We start from the raw sequence: 17,088 nt of genomic DNA, 5'->3' as shown, positions 1-17,088 counted from the left end.
GCGCCAGGGCCGTGAAGGCCCTGCCCACCGTCGCCTTCGTCGGCTCGGGCCCCGGCGACCACGGACTGTTGACCACGCGGGCCGTCAGCCTGCTGCGTCGCGCCGACGTCATCGTGATCGACCGGATCGCGCGCGAGGACTTCGTCGCGCCCTACGCCCGCGCCGACGTGGAGATCGTCGACGCCGGACACGGCGAGGCCGGCCAGCCGCTGACGCACGCCTCCCGCGCGAAGCTCGTCGTGCGCGCCGCGAAACAGGCGTCGCCGAGCGACCCGTCCTCCGAGGAGACCCTGGTGGTCCGCCTGATGGACGGCGACCCCGCGATGTTCAACGGTCTGGCCGAAGAGGCGGTCGCCCTGCGCAAGGCCGGCATCCCCTTCGAGATCGTGCCCGGCGTCAGCGCGGTGTCCGCGGTGCCGTCATACGCCGGAATCCCGTTGACCAACAACGCGACTCGTGCTGTGCACGTCATCAGTGCCGGCGACGGCAAGGTCGTGTGGGAGCGCTCCGCCGGCGACGACACGACTGTCGTGCTGCTCGGTGCCACCGAGAACATCGCCGACGCGCTGGGCCGGTTGCTCGCGGCCGGGCGGGACGGCGACACCAGTGTCGCGCTCACCTCGCAGGGCACCCTGATCGAGCAGGCCACCCAGGTCACCACCCTCGCCGAAGCGGCCGATGCGATCCGCGCCGACAAGGTGCACGCGCCGACCGTCGCGGTCGTGGGCGGCACCGTGGCGCTGCGCGACCAGCTGTCCTGGTGGGAGAACAAGCCGCTCTTCGGCTGGAACGTCCTCGTGCCGCGCACGAAGGAGCAGGCCGGCACGATGACCGAGCGGCTGGCGTCGTTCGGTGCGGCCAGCGATGTGGTGCCGACCATCAGCGTCGAGCCGCCGCGCACCCCGCAGCAGATGGAGCGGGCCATCAAGGGCCTGGTCACCGGCCGCTACGAGTGGATCGGCTTCACCTCGGCGAACGCGGTGCGTGCGGTCAAGGAGAAGTTCGCCGAGTTCGGTCTGGACGCCCGCGCGTTCGCCGGGCTGAAGATCGCCGCGGTCGGGGGAGTCACGGCCGATGCCCTGCGCGAGTGGGGACTGGAGCCGGACCTGGTGCCGGACGGTGAGCAGTCGGCCAAGGGCCTGCTCGCGGGCTGGCCGGAGTACGACGACCTGCTCGACCCGATCAACCGGGTCTTCCTGCCGCGCGCCGACATCGCCACCGACACGCTGGTGGCCGGCCTGCAGGAGATGGGCTGGGAGGTCGACGACGTGACGGCCTACCGCACGGTGCGCGCCGCTCCGCCGGCCCCGCAGGTGCGCGAGGCGATCAAGTCCGGTCGCTTCGACGCGGTGCTCTTCACCTCCAGCTCCACCGTGCGCAACCTGGTGGGCATCGCGGGCAAGCCGCACACGTCCACCGTGGTGGCGTGTATCGGCCCGGCGACCGCGAAGACCGCCGAGGAGCACGGCCTGCGGGTCGACGTCCTGGCCGCCGAGCCGTCCGCCGCGTCACTGGTCGACGCCCTGGCCGACTACGGCCGCGGCCTCGCGCTGTCCGCCGCCGAGGCGGGCGACGACGTACGCCGTCCGAGCGAGCGGCGTACGGCGGCGCGGCGCAAGGCCAAGGCCTGATGGAGCACCGCCCGCGCAGGCTCCGCCAGACCCCCGCGGTCCGGCGGCTGGTGGCACAGACGCGGCTGCACCCGGCCGATCTGGTGCTGCCGATGTTCGTCAAGGAGGGCCTGACCGATGCGGTCCCGCTCGCCTCGATGCCGGGCGTGCTGCAGCACAGTCTCGACTCCCTCGTGGTCGCGGCACGGGACGCGGTCGCGGCCGGCGTCGGCGGGTTGATGATCTACGGCGTGCCCGAGCACCGCGACGAGATCGGTTCGGGCGCAACGGATCCGGACGGCATCCTCAACGTCGCGCTGCGCCGCCTGCGGGACGAGCTGGGTGACAGCACGGTCCTGATGTCCGATCTGTGCCTCGATGAGTTCACCTCCCACGGGCACTGCGGAGTGCTCGACGACCGCGGTCGCGTCGACAACGACGCCACCCTGGAGCTCTACGCGCAGATGGCGCTGGCACAGGCCCGCGCGGGCGCCCACGTGCTGGGGCTGTCCGGGATGATGGACGGCCAGGTCGCCGCGTGCCGCGCGGCCCTGGAGGAGGCGGGCTTCACCGACACGATCATCCTGGCGTACGCCGCCAAGTACGCCTCAGCGGCGTACGGGCCGTTCCGCGAGGCCGTCGACTCGGCCCTGCAGGGTGACCGCGCGACCTACCAGCAGGACCCGGCGAACTTCACCGAGTCGCTGCGCGAGGTCTCTCTCGACCTGGCGCAGGACGCCGACATCGTGATGATCAAACCGGCGCTGCCCTATCTCGATGTGCTGCACGCCGTCGCCGGTGAGGTCGACGTCCCCGTCGCCGCCTACCAGGTGAGCGGTGAGCTCGCGATGATCGAGGCGGCCGGCGCCAACGGCTGGATCGACCGGGACCGGATGATGCTGGAGACGCTCACGTCCATCAAACGCGCGGGTGCGTCGATCATCCTCACCTACTACGCCGTCGAGGTCGCCACGATCCTGCGAGCCACCATCTGAGAAGGTCGGTCGGCGGTAGGCTCGGCTGCCATGAGCGGGCGTCCGTGACAGCCACCGACCAGGTCTGGCTGACCAAGGAACAGCAGCACGCCTGGCGCGCCTATCTACGCGCCAGCCGCGCCCTCGAAGTGCGCCTGGACACCGAGTTGCAGGGCGCCGGGCTCTCGTTCGCGGAGTACGAGCTGCTGTCGATGCTCTCGGAGGCCCCCGAGGGATCGATGCGGATGAGCCAGCTCGCCGACCTGATCATCCAGTCCCGCAGCCGGGTCACCCACACCGCCAACCGTCTGGAACGTCGCGGGTGGGTCGTGCGCAGTGACGCGCCCGAGGACCGTCGCGGTGTGGTCCTCTCCCCTCACGGTGCCCGGATGGGACACCGTGCGCCGCGCCGCACGCCTGCACGTGCAGGGGGTGCGCGAGCACTTCATCGAGCAGATCGGCGCTCACGACCTGGAGGTGCTGGGCGAGGCGATGGACGCCGTACGCCGGCATCTGACCGGCAAGGACACCGAGGTCGCCTGACCGTCACCCGTCCGACCGCGGCAACGCGTCGCTGCGTGTCGGGGTGTGCAGTTTGCGTTCTCGGCCAGTGCTGCAGCACTGGCCGCGGACGCAAAGCGACCACCTGGACACAGGTGACCACCTGCCACCCGCTGACCGGCCCTGGTGGGGGCCGAACCGGGCGGCGCAGGGCCTGCGAGGATGGCGCCATGCCTTCTGCACAGCCCACCACCCGGTCCGACGAGTTGATGCGCACCGCGCGCACGGTGATCCCCGGCGGGGTGAACTCGCCGGTGCGAGCCTTCCGATCCGTAGGCGGCACACCGCGTTTCATGGCGTCCGGCACGGGTCCCTGGCTCACGGACGTCGACGGCAACCGCTACGTCGACCTCATCTGCTCGTGGGGGCCGATGATCCTCGGGCACGCCCACCCGGACGTCGAGCAGGCCGTGCGGGAGGCGGCGGCCAAGGGGTTCTCCTTCGGCACGCCGAGTGAGAACGAGGTCCTGCTCGCCGCCGAGATCGTCGACCGGGTCGCGCCGCTGGAGCAGGTGCGCTTAGTGAGCTCCGGCACGGAGGCGACGATGAGCGCGCTGCGCCTCGCGCGCGGCGCGACCGGCCGCAGCAAGGTCGTGAAGTTCGCCGGCTGCTACCACGGTCACGTCGACGCGCTGCTGGCCGCGGCCGGTAGCGGGCTGGCGACGTTCGCGCTGCCGGACTCGGCCGGAGTGCCCGTCTCCAGCGCGCACGAGACCATCGTGCTGCCCTACAACGACGTGTCCACCGTCGAGGCGGCGTTCGCGGAGCACGGCGACGAGATCGCCTGTGTCATCACCGAGGCGGCCGCCGGCAACATGGGCGTGGTGCCGCCCGAGCCCGGGTTCACTGCTGCGCTGCGGCGGATCACCCGGGAGCATGGGGCGCTGCTCATCAGCGACGAGGTGATGACCGGCTTCCGCTGCTCGGCCGCCGGCTGGTACGGCCTGGAGGGCGAGCCCGAGGGCGGCGCACCGGACCTGTTCACCTTCGGCAAGGTGATGGGCGGCGGCTTCCCGGCGGCGGCGTTCGGCGGGTCGGCCGAGCTGATGAGCCGGCTCGCACCGGACGGGCCGGTCTACCAGGCGGGCACGCTGTCGGGGAACCCCGTCGCGACGGCCGCAGGGCTCGCGACGCTGCGCGGGTGCAACCCGGCTGTCTACGACCGCCTCATGGAGGTCAGCGACGCGCTGATCGCGGGCGCCGCCGAGGCGCTCAGCGCCGCCGGAGTGCCGCACGTGATCGGCCGCGCCGGCTCGATGTTCAACGTGTTCTTCCGCGACGAGCCGGTGCGTGACTACGACGATGCGCGCGATCAGGACACGGCGGCGTTCGGGCGGTTCTTCCACTCGATGCTGCAGCAGGGCGTGCATCTGCCGCCCAGCGCGTTCGAGTCGTGGTTCGTCAGCGCCTCGCACGACGACGAGGCCGTCGACGCCGTACTCGCGGCGCTGCCGACGGCTGCCGCTGCCGCAGCGGCGGCCTGAATCGCCGCCCCTGCGCGCCGTCTTCGCGGCGGTGCCCCGGCGGTCACGAACCACACAGACACGGATGAGAAACTGGGGGACATGACGGGAGGGGACCGCACGATCGTGCACCTGGTGCGCCACGGGGAGGTCTACAACCCGGGCAAGGTGCTCTACGGCAGGATGCCGGGTTTCAAGCTGTCGGAGCTCGGCGTGCGGATGGCGCACATGACCGCGGCCTACCTCGCCGACAACGACATCGCCCACCTCGTGTCCTCGCCTCTGGAACGCGCTCAGCAGACGATCGAGCCGCTCGCCGAGGTGGCCCGGCTGCCGGTGACGCTGGACGATCGGGTCATCGAGGCCGACAACGACTTCGAGGGGCTGACAGTGGGCGCCTCGCCCCGTCAGCTGCTCCAACCGCGCTTCTGGCCGAAGCTGGTCAACCCGGTCAAGCCGTCCTGGGGCGAGCCGTACGCGCAGATCGCCGCCCGCATGCGCGCGGCGATCGCCGATGCACGGGTGAAGGCCGAAGGTCGTGAGGCAGTGATCGTGAGCCACCAGTTGCCTGTATGGATCTCGCGGCTCGACGCCGAACACCGCCGCCTGTGGCACAACCCGCGCAACCGCGAGTGCACGCTCGCCTCGGTCACCAGCCTGACCTTCCGCGGGCCGGAGGTCACGATGGTGACGTACGCCGAGCCGGCCGCCTCGCTGCTGCCCCTCGCATCCGCGGTGGTCGGCGCATGAGGCCGCTACGTCTGACCGCGGGTGCGGTGTGCGCCGCCGTCCTGCTGACGGCGTGCAGCAGCGGTGGCGGAGGCAACACCATCGGCGGGCAGGCCCGCAACGCCGGCGGCACCGGCGGCGGGGGCGCCGTCGAGCAGCTGTCGGTCGCGCAGCGAGGCAAGCCGCTCGCGGTGTCCGGCACGGAGCTGACCGGTACGCCGTGGTCGAGCAGCACCGATGCCAAGGGCAAGGTCGTCGTACTCAACGTCTGGGGTTCGTGGTGCGGGCCGTGCCAGACGGAGTTCGCCGACCTGCAGAAGGCGTGGACGCAGCTGAAGGCCAGCGGCCAGCCGGTGGTGTTGATGGGCCTGGACTACAAGGAAGGCACCGACACCGCGCTCGCGACGACGCGGGAGCGGGGTATGACCTATCCGTCGCTGCAGTACGGCGACGGCCGGACGGTCGCCGCGCTCGGCGGCAACTTCAAGAACAGCCCGCCGACCACCCTCGTGCTGGACTCCCAGCACCGCGTGGCGGCCCGGGTCACCGGACCGGTCGACAGCACCACCTTGGTGGGCCTGGTCGACGACACCCTGTCCGGCAAGTGACGGCGATGTCAGCCGACGTGCAGCAGGTCGTCGCGACCGGCAGCCTCCCGCTCGCGGTGGGCCTCGCTCTCGTCGCCGGGCTGGTGTCCTTCGCCTCGCCGTGCGTGCTGCCGCTGGTGCCCGGATTCCTTGCCTACGTGACCGGTCTGACCGACGAACGCCGCCGTACCCGACTCGTCTCGGGCGCGCTGTTGTTCGTGCTCGGTTTCGGCGTGGTCCTGGTCGGCATCTCGATCGCCCTCAACTGGGCGCTGGACCTGACGCGCAACCACCTGGGTCTGGTGACCCGCGTCGGCGGGGTCGTCGTCATCCTGCTGGCGCTGGTCTACCTGGGATTCATCGGACAACGCGGGCTGCCGGTCAGCTGGCGCCCCGCCGCCGGCCTGCTCGGCGCACCGCTGCTCGGAGTGGTGTTCGGGCTCGGGATGAGTCCGTGCGTCGGTCCGGTCTACGGCGCGATCCAGGTCGCGGCGGCCCCGCTCGGCCATGAGGGCGGGCCGGTGCCGCGCGGCGTACTGCTCGCCGTCTGCTACACGATCGGGCTCGGCATCCCCTTCGTGCTCATCGCCGCGGGATGGTCCCGCGCCGAACGCGCGTCGCGTTGGCTGCGCGACCACCACCGGGCGGTGCAGCTGGTGGGCGGCACCTTGATGCTCATCGTGGGAGTGCTCATGGTGAGCGGTCTCTGGGAGGACTTCGTGGCCTGGATCCAGACACAGCTCGTCGGCAACGGCGCGTTCGAGCCGGCGATCTGATGAGCACCATCACCCAGCCCCGGCTCGGCCCGCTCGGGACCGCTCGATGGTTCTGGCGGCAGCTGACCTCGATGCGCACGGCGCTGTTCCTGCTCCTGCTGCTGGCGGTCGCGGCGATCCCCGGGTCGATCATCCCGCAGACCGGCATCGACGCCGGCCGCGTCGCGACGTACAAGACCAACCACCCGAGCCTGGCGCCGTGGCTCGACAGACTGGGCTTCTTCAACGTCTTCACGTCGCCGTGGTTCGCGGCGATCTACATCCTGCTGATCATCTCGCTCATCGGCTGCGTGATCCCGCGCATCCGCATCCACCTGCGCACGCTGCGGGCGCCGGTGCCGCGGACGCCCAAGAACCTGTCGCGGCTGCCGGCGTACGTCGAGCGCAGCGTCGACGAACCGGCCGACGTCGTGCTCGACCGCGCGCGGGAGGTGCTGAAGCGCAAGCGCTACCGGGTGCGCGAGGACGAGACCGTCGAGGGCAGTGCGCAGTCGTCGTGGTCCATCGCGGCGGAAGCGGGTCGGATGCGCGAGACCGGCAACCTGATCTTCCACTCGTGCCTTATCTGGGTCGTGTTGGCCGTCGCCGCGGGGCACCTGTGGGGATGGCGCGCCGACGTGATCGTGCCGGTCGGCCAGGGCTTCTCCAACAGCGGCGGCTACGACACCGAGAACCTCGGGCCGCTCGTCGACGACTCGAAGTTCAGCCCGTGGTCGATCCGCCTGAACAGCCTGGACGTGTCTTTCGAGGACAAGGTCCCGCCGACGTCGCCGCAGTACGGCCAGCCGCGCCACTTCACCGCGTACACCACGGTCACCGGCACGAACGGCAAGTCCAAGCGCGAGGTGATCTCCGTCAACCACTCGCTGCCGATCGGCGGCAGCTCGGTCTACCTGCTCGGCAACGGCTACGCGCCGATGATCACCGTGCGCGACGCCAAGGGCAACGTGCTCTACCGGCAGGAGACGCCGTTCCTGTCCCAGGACAACAACTACAAGTCCACCGGTGCGATCAAGGTGTCGTCGCTGCCTGCTGCGAAGCAGATGGGCTTCTTCGGTTTCTTCCTGCCGACTGCGGCGTTCTCCGACACCCTCGGCCCGGTCTCCACCTTCCCGGCGCCCAAGGACCCCGCGCTGGTGCTCGGGATGTACGTCGGCAACCTCTTCCCGGGGAACGCTCCGCAGTCGGTCTACACGCTCGACACCTCGGCGATGAAGCAGGTGCAGGGCACCGGCGCTCAGGCCAAGCAGCCGCTGCGCATCGTCCTCAAGCCGGGACAGACGACGAAGCTGCCCGGCGGACGGGGCTCGATCACCTTCGACAACGTGCAGCGCTGGGCGGGCCTCTCGACCCGGCACGACCCCGGCAAGATGCCCGCGCTCTACGGCGCGCTGCTCGGCCTGATCGGGCTGATCATGTCGATGACGTTGCAGCCGCCGGCGGGTCTTCGTGAAGGTGTCGGCGGACCCCCAGGATCCCGCGCGTAGCCTGGTCAGGGTCGGCGGCCTTGCCAAGGGCGAGGACCCGCGGTTGCAGGTGGCGATCGACGGGCTGGCGCTCGCGGTGGCCGGCGATGACAGCACGCACGTACAGCTCCGTACTCAGGCAGGTGCCCGCACATGAAGCTCGACTTCAGCAACGACCACATCAACACGGGCGTCGCCACCCTCTCCTCCCACTTCCTGTGGGCCTCGGCGCTGGTGCTCACGCTGGCGATGGTCTCCTTCGCGCTCGACCTGGCCGGTGCGCCGCACCGAGCGGCGCGCCTGGAGGCACGTCGTTCCGCCGCCGCGCAGACCCGGGCCACGGCCGACGGCGACGTGCTCGTCGACGCGCCCGCCACCACGCAGCTGACGCCGGAGAAGCGGCAGTGGGGCGGCATCGGCATGTCGCTGTCCTGGCTCGGCACGCTGCTGCTCATCGTCGCCGTCGCCACCCGCACCATCGCGGTGGGTCGCCCGCCGCTGGGCAACATGTACGAGTTCTCCATGGTCGGCTGCATGTTCGCGATGGTGTTCTTCCTCGCGTGGAGCCTGAAGTCGGACATCCGCTGGCTGGGCGTCTTCGTGACCGGCCCGATCGTGCTCTTCGAGATGCTCGCCGCCGTCGTCTACTACACCGCGGCCAGCTCGCTGATGCCGTCGCTGCAGAGCTACTGGCTGTCCATTCACGTCACCGTCGCGACCCTGTCCGTGGCGCTGTCGACGCTGGCGTTCAGCCTGACCGTGGCCTACTTCGTGCAGAACTGGCGCGACGAGCGGGGCGAGGCGGGTCGCGAGCGCCTCAAGTGGATGGACGCGCTGCCGTCCGCGGCGTCGCTGGACCGCACGACGTACGGCGTGCTCATCGTGGCGTTCCCGATGTGGACCTTCACGCTCATCGCCGGGGCGATCTGGGCGCAGGAGGCGTGGGGACACTACTGGAACTGGGACCCCAAGGAGGTCTGGACGCTCGTCATCTGGGTCGTCTACGCCGCCTACCTGCACGCCCGCGCCACGGCCGGCTGGTCGGGCAAGAAGGCGGCGTACATCGCGCTGGCCGGTTTCGCCGCGATCCTGATCAACTACGGCGTCGTCAACGTGTACTTCGTCGGCCAGCACTCCTACTCCGGGCTGTGACCTGAATGGCCCGCTACACCCTCCTGCGCCTGTCGACGTTCTTCCTCGTCCTCATCGCGTTGTGGTTCTGCCAGCTGCGCGGCTGGCCGCTGCTGGTGATCTCCGCAGTGGTGTCCGCGGTCATCTCGGTCTACGCCCTGCGGGTGCCTCGTGAGCGGTTCGCCGCCCAGGTCGAGCGCCGGGTCGAGAAGAAGCGCGAGAAGGCCGACGCGATGCGCACGGCCGAGGACGACGACTGACCTCCTGCGCCGAGCAGCTGTGGGTGCTCGACCTGGGCGTGTGCGACTGCACCGCCTCGACGGTGGCGCCCCGGTCGGGCGGGTCGCGTCTGCGGCTCCCGGTCTCGGCGTACCTGGTGCGGCTCGCCGACGGCGCCCACCTGCTCGTCGACACGGGGATGCACCGGGGTCACGTCGACGACGCGGACCTGGCCTGGCGGGGGACGGACTCCGAGGGCGATCTGCGCGGGGTGATGACTCCTGCGGACACTCTCACCCACCGGCTCGGTGAGCTCGGTCTGACGCCCGCGGACGTCGGGTACGTCGTCAACACCCACCTGCATTTCGATCACGCCGGCGACAACGACCTCTTCCCGCACGCGCGGTGCTTCGTGCAGCGTGCCCAGGTCGATTTCGCGCGCGGCGACCCCGACTACCCGGCGCGGTTCTGGGACCTGCCGCAGCTGGCGTACGAGCTGCTCGACGGCCCTGCCGAGGTCGCGCCGGGGGTGCGGGTGCTGCACACTCCAGGACACACGCCCGGCCACCAGTCGGTCGTGGTGCAGCTCCCGCAGACCGGGACGGTGATCCTCGCGGGAGATGCTGTGCACGTCGCGAGCAGCTTCGAGCGGGATGACTGGACGGCCCATCACGATCCGGTGGCGGCTCGGCGCAGCGCGTACGCACTGCGGGAGCTGGCCGACGCGACGGGCGGGCTGCTGATCTACGGCCACGACCGGTCGCGGCCCCAGTCCCTGCGTCTCGCGCCGCACTCCTCCTATCGCTGAGCCGGCGTCAGATCGACCAGGCGAGCCGGAACAACTCGGCGACCTCCTCCGGTTCCCGGTCGCCGTAGGTGTCGAGCTCGTGCCGTCGCACGCCGACCGTGGCGTCGACGATGTCGTTGCCCAGCAGCCGCCTGGCTCGCGCGGATCCGTCGAGCGCCGCCAGGACGGTCGCCAGGTCGTCGGGTAGCAGCGGCACCCCGGCCGCAGCCCGGTCCTCGTCGCTCCATCCGCTGGGGTCTTCGTCGACCTCGGGGGGCAACGACGTGCCGTCGGTGATGCCCTCGAGGGCGAGCGCCAGCACCGCCGCGCTCGCGGCGTAGACGCCGGCGGACGGGTCGATGCACTTCACCTCGACGTTGGATCCGTCCGGGGTGCTGCCCCGGATGAGGCGTACGGCGGTCTCCCTGTTCTCCAGCCCCCAGCCGGCGTGCGCGCCGGACCACATGCCGGGGGAGAGGCGCGCACCGGAGAGCAGCGACCCGGTCAGCAGACCCTGCACCTCGGCCAGCCCGCGCAGGATGCCCCCGATCGCAGCACCGCCGGCGCTGGTCATGCCGTACGGTCCGTCACCGCCTCCGAAGAGCGGCCGGCCATCCCGTTGCAGCGAGAAGTGCTGGTGCGCACCGTTGCCCACCGCCCCGTGGAACGGTCTGGGGGAGAACGACGTCCGCATCCCGTGACGTCGTGCCGTGCGCCCGACGAGGAGCTTGGCCAGCACGACGGCGTCGGCCGCGTCGACCGGTGACTGCGGTGCGAGGGAGAACTCGAACTGCTGCGGGCCGTACTCGCTGTGCAGCTGCTCGATCCGGAGCCCGCCGGCCTCGGCGGCCATGAGCAGGTCGGACGCGAAGGCCTCCTGGTCGAGCAGTCCGGTCGCGCCGTACGGCACCCAGCCGCTGCCCTGCGCCTCTCCGTCGGAGCCGACCAGCACGAACTCCAGCTCGTGCCCGACGAGTGCCGCCAACCCCGCGGTCGCCAGCTGCTGCTCGACGGTCCGCAGGAGGCTGCGCGTGCACGCGCCGACCGGATCCCCCTGCTGCGTCCGCAGATCGGCCGGGGCCCACGCGAGTCCGTCGCCGAGGTCGTGCAGCGCGTCGATGTCGATGCGCAGCCGCAGATCTCCGGTGGCGTCGATGCCCGGGGCGGAGGCAATCGCGGCGTCGATGCAGAACACCGGCCACACCCGTGCCGCCCCGAGGCCCGTGCGGTGGAACGCCTCGAAGCGCGGCATCGGCACGCTCTTGGCGAGAGTCAGCCCGGCGGCGTTGACGGTGGTGCCGAGCACCGCCCGCACCCCGGCCGTCTCGAGCGTCGTGCGCAGGTGCTCGAACTTCTCGCGATCGGCGTGCTGCGAAGTCGTCATCGCAGCATCATGCCGGGTCGGTCACCGAACCATCCGCAATCCGACGGCGCCGAATCACCGTCAGGGACGGTCGGGCACCAGCCGCAGGGTGGCGTCGGCGGCGTCGTCGCCGACCATCCGGTCCCCGGAGGTGCTGCCGTACTTGGCGCGGTAAGCGGCGTCGACGTCCGCGCGCAGCTCGGCGGGGCGGCTGTCGACGTCCTCGATGGTGACGTCGGCCTCGAGGCCGGGGACCTTGATGCGGCCCTTCAGGGACCTCGTCGCGTGGCCGAACCAGCCGGTGTCGCGCCGGTACCAGGTCCGCACGTAGACCTCCGTACCGACGCACACGACCCAGATCGTCACCCACCGGCGCAACGTCCCGTCCGCACGCCTGACGGCGATCTGCAGCTCGTCGGCGGCGGCGATGTGGGCCGCCTCGTCGGTGGACCACGAAGAGGTCATGACGCTGCTCCGATCCGCATCGAACGTCCGCCGACGCCGTCACCATCCATCATGCCGCGTGGGGTCAGCGCATCATCCGGATCTCCGGCAGGGCCGCGGTCTCGGGCAGGTAGACGTGCCGGCTGCCCTCCGGCGTGAAGCCGTTACGCCGATAGAAGCGCTGCGCCGCGAGGTTGGCCTCGAAGACCCAGAGTTCGGCCGGCTCGTCGTTCGGGAGCGCGGCGTCGAGGAGGTGTTGGCCGAGGCCGTGGCCGGGGGCGCCGACGTACAGGGTGTAGAGCTCGCGGCTGCGCGCCCGTGGGACGTCGATCTGCTCCGAACGGGCCGGGCCGCTGCACACCCATCCGACGACGTCGTCCCCCTCGATCGCGACGAGCGCGGTCGGCGCGACGCAGAGGTGGGAGCGGACCTCCGCGGCCCAGAACGTCATCGGCACGGTCGCCCAGAAGGAATCGTCGACCAGATCGGCGTACGTCGCGCGCCACATCCGGTCGACCAGGGCCGCGATCGCCGGGACGTCCTCGGTCGCGGCAGCCCGGATCGCAGGGCCGCCGCTGTCGCCATGTGCTGTCGTCACCGCAGCATCATGCCCTCGTCCTCCGCCGGCTCGACGCTGGTCGTCTTCCCCGACCGGGCGTGGGGCGCCGAACGTCTGAGGCCGCGGGTGAGTGAGACGGTGACCAGGGCTGACGCGACCGCGAGGATGCCCATGGCATCGTGCGGTGGGACTGCCATGGCCACGGCCCCTCCGGCGAGCGCGCCCAGCGACTGGCCGATCATCAGTCCGTTGCTGAAGAGCCCGAAGGTCTGACCACGGATGTCCGGTGAGGTGCAGCTCAGCAGCCTTTCCTGCATCGGCAGCGACGCGCAGTAGCCGAAGGACGCCAGGAACGCGAGCACGGCTGCCACGGGCAGCGCAGGGTGGCAGAAGAACGCCAGGTACGGCGCGGCGAGCCAGAGCCGGACCGGCCCGATCAGTCGATCGCGCAGGGGCGGCGGGATGAAGCGCCCCATCACCACATCCCCGAAGAGCATCCCTGCCGCGGACGTCGCGAAGAGGAGACCCGCCCCGGCCGCACCCGCGAACGGGACGAACAGCGCTTCGCATCCGACGATCAGACCGTTGGGCACCCACATGCAGAGGTAGAGCGGGCGTGTCACGCGCGAACCGAGCAACGAGCGGTTCACGGTGCGGGTACGGCGCAGGAGGCTGCTGCCCCCGTTCGACACAGCGCGGTGGTCGCCGACGCCGAGGCGCACCACGACGATCGCGACGACATCGGCGACGGCAGCGATCACGAACAGCCCAGGTGCCGAGAACCATTGCAGCAGAAAGCCACCCAGCCCGTATCCGATGACCTGCATGACGCCGACGGCGATGTTGAGTGTGGCGCGACCCAGGAGCAGTCCGTCAGCAGGAACGATCGCGGTGAGAAGCCGGACCGTCGATCCACCCGTCGCCGACGCGACCAGGAACGGCACCGCAAGGATCGCGAACCGCGCGCCCCACGGCATGCCCGGGATGGCCTGGAGCGAGTCGGCGACCAGGGCGGCCACGGCCGAGGCGATCATCGCGGTGCGCGGGCGCAGCGAATCGGAGGCTCCGAGCACCAGGGACGAGCCGAGCAGCGTGATGAGGGGTCCGCCGAACATGCTGAGCGCGGTCAGGACCGGCGAGCCGGTGGCACCGTAGGTGATGGTGCCGAGCGCCAGACCTGCCAGCGAGATCGATGTCATCACGATGCAGCGGGCCACGAAGAGCGCACGGAACTGCGAGACGGCGAAGATGTCGCGGTAGGTGCGCATGGAGGTCGACGCTGGCACTCGGGGTCGCCGAGGCACAATGATTCGCGTGAGGGCGAAACATTGAGCCGGTGGATCGTGCCGGCGGACCTACTCGCGCGGTCCCGATTCGTGGTGTCGCCGCTGCACGAGGTGTCCGCGGCCATCACCTTGCTCGGGCGACCGCCGAACGTGCCCTGGCAACGTGCTTTCTACTCGGCGCACCGTGCGGCGTTCGACGCCATGCTGGCCGAACATCCCGTGCGAGCAACGCTGCTGCACAGCGCCTTTCGCGGCAGCACCGCGAAGAGACTGGGATGGATGGCCGACTTCCTGACCGTCGCACCGGAGCGGCCCGGCATGAGCTTCCAGGAGGAGCTCGACGTCATCGCCCGTGAATGGGACGACGCCAGGGTGCTGGGCGATCTGTGGGAGGTCGGGCACCATCCACCCGCGGAGATCCTGCAGGTACCTGGCGTCCACCGTGAGCTGCTGGCATTGCTGGAGTGGGTGTGGACCGCGACGGTGGCGTCGGACTGGCCCCGTCGGGAGCGGGTGCTACAGGCCGACATCGTCTCGCGGACGGCGCGGCTCGCGAGCGGAGGATGGGCGGCCGTCATACCCGAGTTGTCCGCGCGATGGAGTTGGCTTCCCGATGGGCAGCTGGTGGTGAGCCGACACGACATCCCGCCGCGCGACCTGCGGGACGCGCTCTCGCTCTCCTTCGTGCCGGTCCACTCCCCGGGCACCTGGGTCTCGTGGAGACTGCCCACCCACTACGCGCTGGCCTACCCGGTCGGAGGCGCGCTCGCCGACACCGGGTCACCCCTCGGAGACGGGCTGGCCAGGCTGGTCGGCGGCAACCGGGCGCGAGTGCTGAGAGCGTTGGCCACCCCGCACAGCACCACCCAACTCGCGGCACTGACCGGGCTGCCCATCGGGTCCATCGGCGGCCACCTGCGGGTGCTGCTGGACGCCGGTGCCGTCCTGCGACGGCGCTCGGGACGCGAAGTGCTCTACTGGCGCACCGAACTGGGCGACGCGCTCACGTCGACCTGATCCGACGCCGTGAGGTCAGCCGACCAGGTAGTCGAGGTAGAAACCGAGGCCGAGCAGCACGCCGTACCCGAGCGCCGCGAGGCTGGTGCCGGCGATCGCGGGGATCAGCGCGCGACCGCGGGTGCCTCGCACGATCAGCAGCATGGACGGGACGGCCGCGCCTACGCCGAGGATCCCGAGCAGCGCCCACGTGCGGGTGTGGGCCGCGAAGATGGTCGCTGCCAGCGCGACGCAGAGCAGGAAGACGTAGAAGACCGCCGTGCCGTGCTCGCCCATCCGCACGGCCAGGGTGCGCTTGCCGACCTCGCGGTCGCCCGGGATGTCGCGCAGGTTGTTGGCGACGAGCACCGCGCACGCCATCGCCCCCACGCCCACCGCGGCTGCCCAGGTCGCGCCCTCGACGTGCCCGACCTGGGTGTAGGTGGTGCCCAGCGTGGCGACGAGGCCGAAGAAGACGAAGACGAAGAGCTCTCCGAGACCGAGGTAGCCGTAGGGGTGTTTGCCGCCGGTGTACTTCCACGCGGCGACGATGGCGAGGACCCCGATGAGCAGCAGCCAGAACTGGTTGGCCAGCGCGACGAGCGCCAGCCCGCACAGTGCGGCGAAACCGAACGCCATGAACGCCGCCAGCTTCACGTTGGCGGCCGGGGCCAGCCGTTGGCCGACCAGCCGGACCGGGCCGACGCGCTCGTCGTCGGTGCCGCGGATGCCGTCGGAGTAGTCGTTGGCGTAGTTCACGCCGATCTGCAGGCTGACGGCGACGAGCAGGGCGAGCACGGCGTACGCCGGGTTGGCGTGCCGCAGCGCGTACGCCGCTCCGGTGCCGGCCACCACGGGGGCGACGGCGAGGGGCAGGGTGCGCGGCCGGGCGCCCTGCACCCACTGGTTCAACGTGGCCATGGTGGGGTGCGGCTGCCTTTCGGACGTGCGGGGAGGTGGCTCAATCCTGCCATCCGGGCAGGGCCGCCAGCGCCACGCGGTCCGGCTTACCTGGTCCGCGCAGCGGAGCGCGTCCAGCACGAGCAGCCGGCGGGGCAGCGCGTACGCCGGGAGATCGCCTCGCAGTGCGTCGCGCACCTCGTGCACCGTCCATGAATCGGACATGCGCAGCGGGTCGGATGTGCCCCGTTGCGCATGTCCAATTCGGGTGGGGACGACGGCCAGCGCGACCACCTGCCCCCACTCGGGGTCCGGGAGCGCCAGCGCGACCGCGTCCGCGACCCCGGGCAGCGCGGCCGCCGCGTCCTGCACGACCTGCGGCGCGACCTTCATGCCGCCGGTGACGATCACGTCGTCACGGCGCCCGAGCACCCGCAGCACCCCGTCGCGCACCTCACCGAGGTCGTCCGTGCGGAACCGCCGCATCGGGGTCGAGAGGTCGAACGCCGCTTCCGTGCGCTCGGGGTCGGCCAGGTAGCCGTGCGCGATCGTCGGGCCGGCCAGCGTGATCCGCCCGTCGTCCTCCAGCTCGACCGACACACCCGCCAGGGGCACGCCGTCGTAGACGCAGCCGCCCGCGGTCTCGCTCATCCCGTACGTCGTGAGCACGCGCACCCCGGCGTCCGCGGCGCGCGCGAGCAGGGTCGGTGAGGCCGCGGCCCCGCCGAGGAGGATCCCGTCGTAGCGGCGCAGGGACTCCGGCGCCGCGTCGAGCAACCGGCCGAGCTGGGTGGGCACCACCGAGGTGTACGCGCGCTCCTCGGTCAGCTGCGCGGTGCGAGCGACGAATCCGTCGACGTCGAACCGCTCCAGCACCAGCAGGTCGGTCTCGGCGCGCAGCGACCGGATGATCACCTGGGTGCCGGCGATGTGGTGGGCCGGCATGGCCAGCAACCACTGGCCGGGACCGCCGAGTCGCTCGTGAGTCGCGTCCGCGCTCGCCCGCAGCGCCGCCGCGGTCAGCATCGCCCGCTTGGGGGAGCCGGTCGACCCGGATGTGCTGACGACCAGGGCCAGATCGTCCGGGAGGGGACCATCGGGCAACGCAGCGGAGTCGGGCGCGAGCGCGGGCCCCGTCCCCTCCAACGCCTGACCCAGCGCGTTCCGGTACGCGCCGACGTCATCCGGGCGGACGGCGTACGGGACGAGGGTCGGCACGGTCAGCAAGCGTAAGCCG

Annotated in this window: 17 protein-coding genes and 1 pseudogene; 13 read left to right on the top strand and 5 right to left on the bottom strand. The window is 71.2% G+C overall.

All coding sequences use genetic code 11. The annotated features are described in order from the left end of the window. Nucleotides 1–20 precede the first annotated feature (20 nt). The 12 genes and pseudogenes from LVQ62_RS00845 (at nucleotide 21) to LVQ62_RS00795 (ending at nucleotide 10,324) form a co-directional block, all read left to right on the top strand. Nucleotides 21–1,631: a bifunctional uroporphyrinogen-III C-methyltransferase/uroporphyrinogen-III synthase gene (locus LVQ62_RS00845; protein WP_233767573.1), complete on the top strand. Its 1,611-nt coding sequence runs from the start codon at nucleotides 21–23 to the stop codon at nucleotides 1,629–1,631. Continuing rightward, a complete protein-coding gene (gene hemB, locus LVQ62_RS00840; RefSeq protein WP_233763777.1) occupies nucleotides 1,631–2,605 on the top strand; it encodes a porphobilinogen synthase in 975 nt (324 codons plus the stop codon). The genes LVQ62_RS00845 and hemB overlap by 1 nt, the downstream gene beginning before the upstream one ends. 191 nt (nucleotides 2,606–2,796) lie before the next feature. Next, nucleotides 2,797–2,889, top strand: a pseudogene (locus LVQ62_RS17670) (MarR family transcriptional regulator); the annotation flags it as partial. Between the two features lie 55 nt (nucleotides 2,890–2,944). Continuing rightward, nucleotides 2,945–3,127: a hypothetical protein gene (locus LVQ62_RS00835; protein WP_233763776.1), complete on the top strand. Its 183-nt coding sequence runs from the start codon at nucleotides 2,945–2,947 to the stop codon at nucleotides 3,125–3,127. A 188-nt stretch (nucleotides 3,128–3,315) separates the two neighbouring features. Next, nucleotides 3,316–4,629 (top strand): glutamate-1-semialdehyde 2,1-aminomutase, encoded by a 1,314-nt coding sequence (gene hemL, locus LVQ62_RS00830; RefSeq protein ID WP_233763773.1) that lies wholly within the window; start codon nucleotides 3,316–3,318, stop codon nucleotides 4,627–4,629. Between the two features lie 81 nt (nucleotides 4,630–4,710). Continuing rightward, nucleotides 4,711–5,358, top strand: a complete 648-nt coding sequence (locus tag LVQ62_RS00825; protein ID WP_233763771.1) for a histidine phosphatase family protein — start codon at nucleotides 4,711–4,713, stop codon at nucleotides 5,356–5,358. Further along, nucleotides 5,355–5,945, top strand: coding sequence for a TlpA disulfide reductase family protein (locus LVQ62_RS00820; protein ID WP_233763769.1), 591 nt, complete (start codon nucleotides 5,355–5,357; stop codon nucleotides 5,943–5,945). Before LVQ62_RS00825 ends, LVQ62_RS00820 begins: the two co-directional genes overlap by 4 nt. Nucleotides 5,946–5,950: 5 nt before the next feature. Further along, nucleotides 5,951–6,700 carry a cytochrome c biogenesis CcdA family protein gene (locus LVQ62_RS00815; protein WP_233767571.1) on the top strand — a complete coding sequence of 250 codons (750 nt, stop codon included), beginning with the start codon at nucleotides 5,951–5,953 and terminating at the stop codon, nucleotides 6,698–6,700. Further along, nucleotides 6,700–8,187, top strand: coding sequence for a cytochrome c biogenesis protein ResB (locus tag LVQ62_RS00810; protein WP_233763767.1), 1,488 nt, complete (start codon nucleotides 6,700–6,702; stop codon nucleotides 8,185–8,187). Before LVQ62_RS00815 ends, LVQ62_RS00810 begins: the two co-directional genes overlap by 1 nt. Nucleotides 8,188–8,319: 132 nt before the next feature. Then, on the top strand, nucleotides 8,320–9,318 hold the full coding sequence (gene ccsB, locus LVQ62_RS00805; protein WP_179478846.1) for a c-type cytochrome biogenesis protein CcsB: 999 nt from the start codon (nucleotides 8,320–8,322) through the stop codon (nucleotides 9,316–9,318). Nucleotides 9,319–9,323: 5 nt separating this feature from the next. Beyond that, complete coding sequence (locus tag LVQ62_RS00800) at nucleotides 9,324–9,557, top strand: DUF4229 domain-containing protein (protein WP_179478848.1); 234 nt, start codon at nucleotides 9,324–9,326, stop codon at nucleotides 9,555–9,557. 23 nt (nucleotides 9,558–9,580) lie between these two features. After that, nucleotides 9,581–10,324: an N-acyl homoserine lactonase family protein gene (locus LVQ62_RS00795; RefSeq protein ID WP_233763765.1), complete on the top strand. Its 744-nt coding sequence runs from the start codon at nucleotides 9,581–9,583 to the stop codon at nucleotides 10,322–10,324. A gap of 7 nt (nucleotides 10,325–10,331) precedes the next feature. Here the strand turns inward: LVQ62_RS00795 and LVQ62_RS00790 are convergent, their stop codons facing one another. The 4 genes from LVQ62_RS00790 to LVQ62_RS00775 all read right to left on the bottom strand — a co-directional run bounded on the left by LVQ62_RS00790 (nucleotide 10,332) and on the right by LVQ62_RS00775 (nucleotide 13,937). Beyond that, nucleotides 10,332–11,687 (bottom strand): glutamine synthetase family protein, encoded by a 1,356-nt coding sequence (locus tag LVQ62_RS00790; RefSeq protein ID WP_233763763.1) that lies wholly within the window; start codon nucleotides 11,685–11,687, stop codon nucleotides 10,332–10,334. 60 nt (nucleotides 11,688–11,747) lie between these two features. Further along, nucleotides 11,748–12,131 (bottom strand): DUF2255 family protein, encoded by a 384-nt coding sequence (locus LVQ62_RS00785; RefSeq protein WP_233763748.1) that lies wholly within the window; start codon nucleotides 12,129–12,131, stop codon nucleotides 11,748–11,750. A gap of 64 nt (nucleotides 12,132–12,195) precedes the next feature. Then, complete coding sequence (locus LVQ62_RS00780; RefSeq protein ID WP_233763746.1) at nucleotides 12,196–12,708, bottom strand: GNAT family N-acetyltransferase; 513 nt, start codon at nucleotides 12,706–12,708, stop codon at nucleotides 12,196–12,198. Then, nucleotides 12,705–13,937 carry a hypothetical protein gene (locus tag LVQ62_RS00775; protein WP_233763741.1) on the bottom strand — a complete coding sequence of 411 codons (1,233 nt, stop codon included), beginning with the start codon at nucleotides 13,935–13,937 and terminating at the stop codon, nucleotides 12,705–12,707. Before LVQ62_RS00775 ends, LVQ62_RS00780 begins: the two co-directional genes overlap by 4 nt. 75 nt (nucleotides 13,938–14,012) lie before the next feature. Here LVQ62_RS00775 and LVQ62_RS00770 point away from each other — a divergent pair, with 75 nt between their 5' ends. Further along, a complete protein-coding gene (locus LVQ62_RS00770; RefSeq protein WP_233763739.1) occupies nucleotides 14,013–14,972 on the top strand; it encodes a helix-turn-helix domain-containing protein in 960 nt (319 codons plus the stop codon). 15 nt (nucleotides 14,973–14,987) lie between these two features. Here the strand turns inward: LVQ62_RS00770 and LVQ62_RS17665 are convergent, their stop codons facing one another. After that, a complete protein-coding gene (locus LVQ62_RS17665) occupies nucleotides 14,988–17,069 on the bottom strand; it encodes a 1,4-dihydroxy-2-naphthoate polyprenyltransferase (RefSeq protein ID WP_370639653.1) in 2,082 nt (693 codons plus the stop codon). Between the last annotated feature and the right edge of the window lie 19 nt (nucleotides 17,070–17,088).

This window comes from Allobranchiibius sp. GilTou73, from assembly GCF_021391335.1.
Lineage (GTDB): Bacteria > Actinomycetota > Actinomycetes > Actinomycetales > Dermatophilaceae > Allobranchiibius > Allobranchiibius huperziae.
Note: the sequence above shows the minus strand (reverse complement) of the source record. Positions and strands in the feature narration are given on the sequence as shown.

What these genes read in the sequence shown, in the direction of transcription:
- LVQ62_RS00825 (WP_233763771.1), top strand. Translation starts at nt 4,711, where the DNA reads ATGACGGGAGGGGACCGCACGATCGTGCACCTGGTGCGCCACGGGGAG.
- LVQ62_RS00790 (WP_233763763.1), bottom strand. Translation starts at nt 11,687, where the DNA reads ATGACGACTTCGCAGCACGCCGATCGCGAGAAGTTCGAGCACCTGCGC.
- hemB (WP_233763777.1), top strand. Translation starts at nt 1,631, where the DNA reads ATGGAGCACCGCCCGCGCAGGCTCCGCCAGACCCCCGCGGTCCGGCGG.
- LVQ62_RS00775 (WP_233763741.1), bottom strand. Translation starts at nt 13,937, where the DNA reads ATGCGCACCTACCGCGACATCTTCGCCGTCTCGCAGTTCCGTGCGCTC.
- LVQ62_RS00785 (WP_233763748.1), bottom strand. Translation starts at nt 12,131, where the DNA reads ATGACCTCTTCGTGGTCCACCGACGAGGCGGCCCACATCGCCGCCGCC.
- LVQ62_RS00800 (WP_179478848.1), top strand. Translation starts at nt 9,324, where the DNA reads ATGGCCCGCTACACCCTCCTGCGCCTGTCGACGTTCTTCCTCGTCCTC.
- LVQ62_RS00810 (WP_233763767.1), top strand. Translation starts at nt 6,700, where the DNA reads ATGAGCACCATCACCCAGCCCCGGCTCGGCCCGCTCGGGACCGCTCGA.
- LVQ62_RS00815 (WP_233767571.1), top strand. Translation starts at nt 5,951, where the DNA reads ATGTCAGCCGACGTGCAGCAGGTCGTCGCGACCGGCAGCCTCCCGCTC.
- hemL (WP_233763773.1), top strand. Translation starts at nt 3,316, where the DNA reads ATGCCTTCTGCACAGCCCACCACCCGGTCCGACGAGTTGATGCGCACC.
- ccsB (WP_179478846.1), top strand. Translation starts at nt 8,320, where the DNA reads ATGAAGCTCGACTTCAGCAACGACCACATCAACACGGGCGTCGCCACC.
- LVQ62_RS00820 (WP_233763769.1), top strand. Translation starts at nt 5,355, where the DNA reads ATGAGGCCGCTACGTCTGACCGCGGGTGCGGTGTGCGCCGCCGTCCTG.